The sequence below is a fragment of the Pseudomonas sp. genome (assembly GCF_050739995.1).
In the GTDB taxonomy this organism is placed as follows: domain Bacteria; phylum Pseudomonadota; class Gammaproteobacteria; order Pseudomonadales; family Pseudomonadaceae; genus Aquipseudomonas.
The window spans coordinates 1-2,853 of the sequence record NZ_JBOICG010000777.1; the positions used below are offsets into that span (position 1 = coordinate 1).

Below are 2,853 nucleotides of genomic sequence, written 5' to 3' on the forward strand. Positions count from 1 at the left end.
GTGGGAGGGGGCTTGCCCCCGATGAGGCCAGTACAGCCAGCACAAATTCTGGCTTAGTTGAACTCATCCCCAACCGGATACCGGCTGTCATTCAAACTCTCTTTGATCTTGCGTAAATGCGGCTGGAAATCCACCCCGCGACGCAAGGTCATGCCGGTCGCCAACACATCCAGCACCGTCAACTGAATGATCCGCGACGTCATTGGCATGTAGATGTCGGTGTCTTCCGGCAGCGGAATATTCAGGCTCACGGTACTGGCCTTGGCCAGCGGTGAGTTCTCGGCGGTCACGCCCAGTACCGAGGCGCCGTTGCTGCGGGCGATGCGCGCCACTTCCACCAGCTCACGGGTACGCCCGGTGTAGGAAATAATCACGAACAGCTCGCCCGTATGGGCCACTGAAGCGATCATGCGCTGCATCAGCACATCGGCATGGGCGGTCACCGCCAGATTGAAGCGGAAAAACTTGTGCAACGCGTCCATCGCCACCGGGGCCGAGGCACCCAGGCCGAAAAAGTGGATCTGCCGCGCCTGGATCAACAAGTCCACGGCCTTGCTGATCAAGGCGGGGTCCAGGGCCTGGCAGGCGCTGTCCAGCGATGCAATGGCGCTGCCAAAGATCTTCTGGGTGTAGGCCTCCGGGTTATCATCGGCCTCCACGGCGCGGCTGACATACGCCGCGCCACTGGCCAAGCTTTGCGCCAGCTGCAATTTCAGTTCAGGGTAACCGCTGACACCGAACGAACGGCAAAAACGGTTGACCGTCGGTTCACTGACCGAAGCGGCCTGGGCAAGGGCGGCGATCGAAAAACGTGTAGCCTGCTGGGGGTTGAGCAGGATCACTTCAGCGACTTTGCGCTCGGCCTTGTTCAATTCTTCGAGGCGGTTCTGGATCTGTTCCAGAAGATTTCGCACGCGGTCCATTCAGTCTTTCCTTCGGGCGACGATGCAAATTAAGGGCGGCAACTCATCGACGAGTGGCCCTTTGAGGTGGCCTATCCTACTGAGGGTAGCTGAACACCACCACTCGGAATGCGTATTTCGGGAAAATGTTGTGGTTATTACTACATTTTTCCTTGAGTGATGCCTTGAAAAAAGGTATTTGTAGTTTAACTTGATAAAAGAACAAACATCATGCCTTCGATAACGGTAGAACCCTGCACCTTCGCCCTGTTTGGCGCCTTGGGTGATCTGGCGCTGCGCAAGTTATTTCCTGCCCTCTATCAACTCGATGGCGCCGGGCTCTTGCACGACGACACCCGCATCATGGCCCTGGCCCGTGAAGCTGGCACCGAGCAAGAGCACCTGGCCCATATCGAAAAAGAACTGCGCAACTACGTCGGCAAGGAATTGGACGAGGCCGTGGCCCAGCGCTTCCTCGCGCGCCTGGCCTATGTGCACGTCGATTTCATGAAGGCTGATGACTATGTCGCCCTTGCCGAAAAAGTCGGAGGCGAACAACGCCTGATCGCCTATTTCGCCACCCCGGCGGCGGTGTATGGCGCGATTTGCGAGAACCTGGCCAAAGTCGGCCTGGCGGAAAACACCCGTGTGGTGCTGGAAAAACCCATCGGTTCGGACCTGGAGTCCTCGCGCAAGGTGAACGACGCCGTGGCGCAGTTTTTCCCGGAAAACCGCACCTATCGCATCGACCACTACCTGGGTAAAGAGACCGTCCAGAACCTGATCGCCCTGCGTTTCGCCAACAGTCTGTTCGAAACCCAGTGGAACCAGAACTACATCTCCCATGTGGAAATCACCGTGGCCGAGCAGGTCGGTATCGAAGGCCGCTGGGGTTACTTCGACAAGGCCGGCCAACTGCGGGACATGATCCAGAATCACCTGCTGCAACTGCTTTGCCTGATTGCCATGGACCCACCGGCCGACCTGTCCGCCGACAGCATCCGTGACGAGAAGGTCAAGGTGCTCAAGGCCCTGGCACCGATCAGCCCGGACGGGCTGACCACCCAAGTGGTGCGTGGCCAGTACATCGCCGGCTACAGCGCCGGCAAGCCGGTGCCCGGGTACCTGGAAGAAGAGAACTCCAACACCCAGAGCGATACCGAAACCTTCGTCGCCCTGCGTGCCGATATCCGTAACTGGCGTTGGGCCGGGGTGCCGTTCTACCTGCGTACCGGCAAGCGCATGCCGCAAAAGCTGTCGCAGATCGTCATCCATTTCAAGGAGCCGTCCCACTATATCTTCGCCCCCGAGCAGCGCCTGCAGATCAGCAACAAACTGATCATCCGCCTGCAGCCGGACGAAGGCATTTCCTTGCGCGTGATGACCAAGGAACAGGGCCTGGACAAGGGCATGCAACTGCGCAGTGGCCCGCTGCAACTGAATTTTTCCGACACCTACCGCAGCGCACGGATTCCCGATGCCTACGAGCGGTTGTTGCTGGAAGTGATGCGCGGCAATCAGAACCTGTTTGTTCGCAAAGATGAAATCGAAGCCGCGTGGAAGTGGTGTGACCAGTTGATCGCCGGGTGGAAGAAGTCCGGTGATGCGCCCAAGCCGTATGCGGCGGGTTCCTGGGGGCCGATGAGCTCCATTGCACTGATCACGCGGGATGGGAGGTCGTGGTATGGCGATATCTGATTTGAAACTGCCCCAGGGCGTAACGCCTCACGAGTACCGTACACCGGTGCTGTTGGCGGAAGGCCTGGCCAACGATGTGGCAGAACAACTGCGCACGGCTATCAGCGCCCGTGGCGAAGCAACCCTGGTGGTGTCCGGTGGCCGCAGCCCCGTGGCGTTTTTCCAGAACCTGGCCAAGCAAGGACTGGACTGGTCCAAGGTCACCATCACCCTGGCCGACGAGCGCTGGGTACCGGTGGAACATGCCGACAGC

The 2,853-nt window shown here is 59.1% G+C and carries 3 protein-coding genes; 2 read left to right on the forward strand and 1 reads right to left on the reverse strand.

From position 1 onward, the window contains the following. Positions 1-53: 53 nt before the first annotated feature. Complete coding sequence (locus ACRESD_RS26350) at positions 54-914, reverse strand: MurR/RpiR family transcriptional regulator (protein WP_174554056.1); 861 nt, start codon at positions 912-914, stop codon at positions 54-56. Positions 915-1,133: 219 nt separating this feature from the next. Between ACRESD_RS26350 and zwf the strand changes: the two genes are divergently transcribed. Both zwf and ACRESD_RS26360 read left to right on the forward strand, forming a co-directional pair. Beyond that, the gene (gene zwf / locus ACRESD_RS26355) at positions 1,134-2,600 is read left to right on the forward strand and encodes a glucose-6-phosphate dehydrogenase (RefSeq protein WP_431753587.1); all 1,467 of its coding nucleotides are present in this window, start codon (positions 1,134-1,136) and stop codon (positions 2,598-2,600) included. Further along, a partial coding sequence (locus ACRESD_RS26360) for a 6-phosphogluconolactonase (RefSeq protein ID WP_431753588.1) occupies positions 2,587-2,853 on the forward strand: 267 nt, incomplete at its 3' end. The genes zwf and ACRESD_RS26360, both read left to right, overlap by 14 nt.